The organism is Phormidium sp. CCY1219, from assembly GCF_055795085.1.
In genome coordinates this window covers 1-6994 of the sequence record NZ_JAYFEQ010000393.1, presented here as the reverse complement: position 1 = coordinate 6994, position 6994 = coordinate 1, and the positions used below count along the sequence as shown (strand labels likewise).

The window sequence follows — 6994 nt, the reverse complement described above, 5'->3', positions numbered from 1 at the left end:
TTGCGAGTCGGATTTTACCTTGTTTTTCTGTAGGTTGTCAGTTTGGCGTAAATTTCATAAAATTAAACCATCGGGAGGGGTTTAAATTGGCGCGCCCTGGTTTCAATTCTAGCCACGCCGGGGAGAACGCGATCGCGCCAGTAAAATCCTGCGCCCACCCCCAACATTTTCCCTCAATTCTAACTCACTGTTCTATAGGAGATAAAACCATGCCTTCTCCCTTTCCTGGAATGGATCCGTACTTAGAAAATCCCGAAATTTGGCTCTCAGTTCACAATCGATAAAACCGGCAATCGCGATCGCCCGGATCCGTTTCCTCGATTCCCCATTCTGGTTTAAACTCATCTCTAACCTGGGATAGATTGCAGCACTATTTTAGCTCAGTTTTTCTGTCCCTTCTGTCAGTTTCATTACCACAGTTTTGTCCGCTTGTCAATCCCTCTTTTCGCCCTTTTTGAATCAGTTTCTTGGCAATCCACCAAGCGCCCCAAGAACAGAATGCACTCGCCAGCAATGCGATCGCAAATGGGTGGGGGGGTAGCCAGAAGCGATCGCTACTGGGGAATTGCCAGGGTTCCTTGGCTAATCCGGAGGTGGAGGCGACAATCGCCCCGGCTGCAATTCCTACCCCAACGGCTTGGATTTGGTCTTGTAATTTCTGGTTGGCTTGTTCTTGACGTTCCTGTTCCGCTTTGGCTTTTTCTTCTGCTTTTTTCTGGAGTTCTTGTTGTCGTTCTTGTTCCGCTTTGGCTTTTTCTTCTGCTTTTTTCTGGAGTTCTTGTTGTCGTTCTTGTTCGCTCTCTCTCCAACGCTGCCAGGTGCGATCGCATTGGGCTTGGTCGATTTCCACGATGGCACGAATGGAGGCGATCGCCTGACGGATTAACCCGGTTCCCTGGTCAAAATACCTTAAATCTGATTCGATTTGTTTCTGGAATTGCGGCGCGGTTTCTTCTCCGAAATAGCGCAAAAAAGATAGTTCTTCCTTATCAGTTTCTAGGATAGCACAGATGCGCTCAATTTTGCTGTTGTAATTGTTACGATTTATATAAATTGTCGTTAATAAATCTTTCATTTTTCGCAGGATGCGATCGTAGCTGAGGGAGTCGGTGGAGAGTTTTTTTAACTGAGTCTTAAAGTCTTGGAGATAGGTGGAGTCTTGGGGATTGGGTTCGGCGCGATCGAGTTGAGATTGGATATCGTCTAAGGTGGGGTCTAAGCTATCGTAGTATTGCTTGAGTTTCTCATAGGTGTGGCGGCTGTCGTAAAAGGCTTTGACGACTTTGTGGCGGTAAAAGAAGAGGTCAAAGATATCTAAAAAGCAGTTTTGCAGGGTTTGGTCGGCAATTTCATCGCGAAATAGCCAGATGAGAACTTGGGGAGATTTAGCGGGTTCTCGGGGATTCCCATATTCAAAAATAGAACTCCCAAATAACTCCCCCCGACGAGATAATGGGGGGTCGGAACAGTTGAATAGGTGTTGATAGCAACTATTGGCGAGTTGTCTGAGATAAGTGAGGTCTTGTTGTCGGGTTTTACGGGTTAACCAAACGGTTAGGATTAGGGTTTCTCCCAGGAAACAGCTACTGAAGGGAAAGTGGAGACTATTCTGGGGATTAAACTGCTGTAAACTCTCTAGGTTAACGTCTTCGGTTTGGTCGTTTTCTTCGTCATAGCCAATGTTGAAAAAGACACCATAGCTATCTTGAAGTTGGACGGGTTGGATAAAGCCTTCGAGGTTAGACTCGTGGCTGAGGTTGAAGTCAATCTCCGTTTGGGGTGGGGGGAGAAGGATGCGATGTTCCCCGAGATGGAGTTGGGGACTGAGTTGTTTGGGGGTGAAGTGGGAGAGGAGGCGATCGCAGTTTTCCCAGAGGGGGTGTGTTTCTCCCTGGGTGGTATCCTTGCGGAGATGATACGCACATAAATAGAGGTTGGGGGCGAAAATTTTTATCATAACTGATTATAATTCATGGGAGTCGCCTGTCCAGCAGCGCGTTGTTGTTTGGCTTGACGAGCCGCAGTGACTAAGGCAGATTGAGTCCGATTAAACGCGGTATCCCACCGTTGTTCATCCTGTAAATTGGCGATATAGTCTCGCAAATGTTCAATCACTTGGATTTGAGCTGTATCGGGCAACGATTCAACTAGGGTTACTAAGTCTTGAATTGCTTGGGATGACATTTGTAAAATTCCTGATTTAGTGGTTTGAAGTTGCTATGAAAACCGTCAAGATTTATCCTCTTTTGTCCCCATTCTCGGAACCCGGTTTCGGAGAATTTCGGTAATCTCAGGATATTGATTGACCACCGCGCGATCGTCGGTCTTGGGACCCGCATTATTCGCCCCTCTCAGCTTTCGTTCCCCCACTTTATCCATCAATTTTTGAGTCAACTTAGGATAAGAGCGACACCATTGTTTTATTGCAGCTGCTACTTCAGCATCTGACTGATTTTGACCAGCTACTAAACTCTCGCGGAGGGTCGGTAATCCTTGGATGGCTCCTGATGTTTCCCAAATATTATCGGGGTTGGTTTCCCAAATTTCCCAGAAAGCAGCAATTCGTTGTTCGGGGGTCATGGCTCATCACTCCTGTTAAAAACTTCTCAAATCTTACTGTCCAATGGCACAAAATGCCGCCCAATAGTAGGGAGATTCAAAGGGCTTATAGTCAAGAGGAAAGGAATCTATCATATCTTCCATTTCCTCCCGTCGTTCTGGGCTAATCGCGGCACAGCTATCGGTCCAGTCTAACAAATCTTGCACCGTCGCTTCTCGCAGCCATTTCTGAGTCTGACGCAATGCCAGAACCACCGACAGGTCAGACTGCTGGAGAGTTTGATAAAACTGAATCATAAAAATCGCCGTGGAGATATCCGCCACCGCCCATAGGGTACTGACCACATTGGGAGACCCCGCCAAAATGAAGCCACTGGGGAGGCCGATATATTCATCACTGGTGGAGGTGAAGTCCGTGATACCGGTTTCGCAGGCGGAGAGGGTGACGAGACGGCAATTGGTCAGGTCAAGGCGTAAGATATCCTCTAAGGTCAGACATTTTTGCAGGTCGAGGAGTTTGTTGTCTTCTAGGGGGAGATAGCGGCTGGGGTCATCCGTTGGGGGAGGGGGCGTAAATTCGCTTTTAGCCAGGATGAGGGCGGATTTGAGGGCATCTTCAAAGTTGAAGTAGCCGTGACAGGAGAAGTGGGTACAGTGGGCGTTTTTCAGGGTTTCCCCATCAAGGGCGGCTTTTTCGGCTTGGTCATGTTTGAGGACTTGGTGGGGGTTAAACAGGGATTGGATGGCTTCGACTTCCATATCGGTGAAGTCGAGGTCTTGGGTGGGGTTTTGAATGGCGAAGAGTTCGTTAAAGTCAGGGCGTTGTCGGTTTTGGGCTTGTTGCAGGACTTGGCAGTTGGGGGCGTAGGCAACTCCCTTGGGGAAGAGGTCTTGTAGGAGGCCCTCACCCGCTCCTGTGGTAACGGGTAAGGCATGGAGGGGGAACAGGTGCAGGAAACGGTGAGGGATAAGGATGAGTTTTTTACAGTTGGGGAAATTTTGCCGCAGGTTGTGCAGGATTTCATCTAGGTGCAGGATTTGGGCCAGGGTTTCTAGGCGTTGGAGGAGGCTATCTCGCCATTGGCTGTTGTTAAGGCGATAGTCGTCGATATAGGCAACTGTCCAGTCGATGAGGTTTTGTCGGTCTTCCTCGGAAGATGTCCAGAGCTTAAGGGTTTGGTTAGTCAGGGTGAAGGTGAGGAATTTTTTATCCAGGACATACCATTCCAGAATCACGGTTTCATCGTCTAGGAGAGATTGAATATCCGTGAATTTCAACGGTTTATAGGGATATTTGGCTTGGAATTCTTCCCGCAGTTGGCTGATGTGGGCGTAGTCCGGGTTGGGGTCTTGTTTGAGGCGGCGGTCTTCTTCAGAAATCGCTTGACGGAGTTGTTGCAAGCGTTGGCGGACTTCGGCGGGAATGTCTCCCCCTGGGTATGCGTCACGGGTGGCGATCAGTTCGGTCAGGTTGCGGGCTTTACTGCGGTCTGCATATTCAATGGCTTCGGTGTATCTGCCTAACTCTAGGCACACTTCCACCATGCTGAAATAGAGTCCAGCCCATTCCTCATTGAGTTTACGTTTGGATTCATCACCGGAGGTGATTTCTCCTCGCAAGTATTCAACGGTATCAAGTGCCTGTTCAACAACTGTGTAGGCATTTTGGAGAGCAGTTTGTTTTTTGGCGGTGTCGTTGCTGTAGTAGCGGGATTGCTCTTGGTAGGCGAGTCCTAATCTATTAAGGGTTCCGGCATGATCTTGGGGAAAAGAAAAACGGGTAAGGACTCTGAGTGCTTCTTGATATAGATAGATTGCCCTCTCCAAGTTCTCGGCTCGCTCTCCACGAATGCGGTTACGATAGGTTTCCCCCAAGCTAACTTGAGTATTTGCCGATTCGTAAGGAAAGCCTTCACGGGTATAGACTTGTAATGCAGCTTCGCAAAAAGTAATAGCTTTTTCCATATTCTCTGCCTTATTTCCTTGAATACGAAGAGAGTAGACATTTCCCAAACTCATTTGTGTTATTGCCCATGAATAAGTCTCACGGGTATAGACTTGTAATGCAGCTTCGTAAAAAGTAATAGCCTTTTCCAAATTCTCTGCCTTATTTCCTCCAATACGAATCGAGTAGGCATTTCCCAAACTCATTTGTGTTAGTCTCCAGTTTTCAGGAAATGTTTCACGAGTATAGACTTGTAATGCGGCTTCGCAAAAAGCAATAGCCTTTTCCAGATTCTCTGCCTTATTCCCTCGAATACGACTCACATAAACAGTTCCCAGCCCCCTTTGTGCATCTGCCCACTCATCATAAAAGTTTGGTTGCACATAAACTTGTAATGCAGCTTCAAAATAAGCAATAGCTCGCTCCAGATTTTCTAATAAATCACCTCGAATGAGAGAGTAGTAAACCCACCCCAAGCTCATCTGTGTATCAGCCCATTCTTCGGGAAATGTTTCACGAGTATAGATTTGTAATGCCGAGTGATAATAAGTTATTGCCTTTTGTTGATTTGACGATTTATCTCCTTGTACTCGATCATTATAGGCATTGCCCAAATTTTTCTGAAGCATTCCCCAACCATAGGGAAAATTTTTCAAAGTATTTACTGTTAAAGATTCCTCATAACAAGCAATAGCTTGTTCTAAGTTTTCAGATTTATTTCCTCGAATACACTGAGAGTGAGAGTAAGCAGACCCTAAAGCCGCTTGTACTTTAGCCCATTTTTCTGGGGATTGCGTAACAGTGTAAACTGTTAGCGCTGCTTGAAAGTGATTAATCGCTATTTCTAAGTTTGCAGATTTGTCTCCTTGTAAACGACTAGCATAAACCAACCCCAAACGCATTTGTGTTTCAGCCCATTCTTCAGGAAAAAGTTCATAGGTATAAACTTGCAAGGCTGCTTGATAACCAACAATAGCTTTTTCTACATTTGTGCCAGCTTCTCCTTGAACTCGATTAGAATATGCGTGAGCTAAATCTTGATGAATCAATGCCCATTCTTTCGGGAAACGCTGATAGGTGTAAATTTGCAAAGCTGCTTCGTAGCAAACTATTCGTTGCTCTATGTTTTCCGCTTTATTACCTCGAATACGTTGCCCATAAACAAGAGCTAACATCATTAAAGTCCTTGCCCATTCTTCAGGGTATCTATCACGAGTGTGAATTTCTAAAGCTGCTTTCAAATGAGTGATAGCATATTCAATATTTTTCTCCCGATCTCCTATCGTACTAAAGTATGCCACCCCTAACTTCATTTTTGTCTGCGCCAACTCTTCAGGTAAAGTTTGGCGATTCAGGACTGTCAATGCTATTTTGTATGCGGTGATAGCAATTTCTAAATTATCGTCTCGATTGCCTAGCGGAAAATTTTGAATTGAATTTGCCAATTCGCTAATTACTAATGCGATTACAGATGCTTTATTGGACTCAACTTCATTGAAAATTTGAACTGCCCATTTTTGCAGTGTCTCAGCAAAGTTCAAATCTAGTTTGTCTAGGTTTTGTTGTAGTAAAGGATAAATCATCGAGGGATTACTATCACTCTCTACAATCCTCCCTAACACCTGCATCAAAAAATTGAGATATTCTTGCTCTGTCTCGTTACCGTTAGCTTGACTCTCAACCATCGATTCTCCCGATGTCTGACGGTTGAGATATTCCCCTATCCCCTGCGCCACATTTCGCAAAAACTGCGCCTCATTCTCTCGCCCCTCTGTCTGTAGTCGTGCCGCTTCCTCCGCGCACACCTGTACAAACCCCTCATCGACCAAATACTGACGACGAGTGAGGACATCATTCTCCTCACCCTTGGGGCAGGCGAGAAGTTCTTGAATCAGCCACAAATAAGCCTGCACTCGTTGTTCATCTCTTTGCTGATTCTCCTCGGTTCCCTCTCGACGCAAAAACGTCTCCACCTCCTGCACCTGTCCTTGACTTTGCAACCACATCGAATGCAGAATATCCACCAACTCCGCTTTTTGCTCCGGTGTAGCGGTTTCTATCCACTCATACCACTCTTGTTTTTCAATCTCAGAAAGCCCTTCACTTAGCCGCACAGCCTCTTGGGGATTCTTCGGAAAGCCATCGGAATAGGTTTCACCGTAGAGTTGAGTTTGGCTTTCTTTGTTTCTCAAAAACGCCCCCACCTGTTGCGCCACATTCCGCAAAAACTGCGCCCGTTTGTCTTGTCCCTCCTCCTGCAACTGTGCCGCCACCAACTGGCACACCTGCACAAACCCCTCGTCCAGCAACTCCAGATGAGCTTCCAGGATTTGCGGTTCCTCCCCACTGGGACATTCCAGGAGTTCTTGAATCAGGGATAAATAAGCCTGCGATCGTTGTTCATCCATAGCGGCGCACTAGGTCAGGACAGTACAGCTATTTTACCCCATCCCCGCCACTGAGCAACCCGGTTTTTTTGTTAAATTTTTG

At 46.4% G+C, this 6994-nt stretch carries 5 protein-coding genes; 1 reads left to right on the top strand and 4 read right to left on the bottom strand.

The features are described 5' to 3' along the window. Positions 1 to 209 precede the first annotated feature (209 nt). Complete coding sequence (locus AC0QH1_RS07820; protein ID WP_442957295.1) at positions 210 to 284, top strand: DUF4058 family protein; 75 nt, start codon at positions 210 to 212, stop codon at positions 282 to 284. A gap of 86 nt (positions 285 to 370) precedes the next feature. On the opposite strand, the gene AC0QH1_RS07815 is transcribed toward AC0QH1_RS07820, so the two are convergent. The 4 genes from AC0QH1_RS07815 to AC0QH1_RS07800 are packed head-to-tail and all read right to left on the bottom strand — an operon-like array spanning position 371 to position 6912. After that, positions 371 to 1957, bottom strand: coding sequence for a hypothetical protein (locus AC0QH1_RS07815; protein ID WP_324630464.1), 1587 nt, complete (start codon positions 1955 to 1957; stop codon positions 371 to 373). Then, positions 1954 to 2184, bottom strand: a complete 231-nt coding sequence (locus AC0QH1_RS07810; RefSeq protein WP_324630463.1) for a hypothetical protein — start codon at positions 2182 to 2184, stop codon at positions 1954 to 1956. The genes AC0QH1_RS07815 and AC0QH1_RS07810 overlap by 4 nt, the downstream gene beginning before the upstream one ends. 45 nt (positions 2185 to 2229) lie before the next feature. Next, positions 2230 to 2580, bottom strand: a complete 351-nt coding sequence (locus AC0QH1_RS07805; protein WP_324630462.1) for a hypothetical protein — start codon at positions 2578 to 2580, stop codon at positions 2230 to 2232. Positions 2581 to 2613: 33 nt separating this feature from the next. Further along, positions 2614 to 6912, bottom strand: a complete 4299-nt coding sequence (locus tag AC0QH1_RS07800; protein ID WP_324630461.1) for a CHAT domain-containing protein — start codon at positions 6910 to 6912, stop codon at positions 2614 to 2616. Between the last annotated feature and the right edge of the window lie 82 nt (positions 6913 to 6994).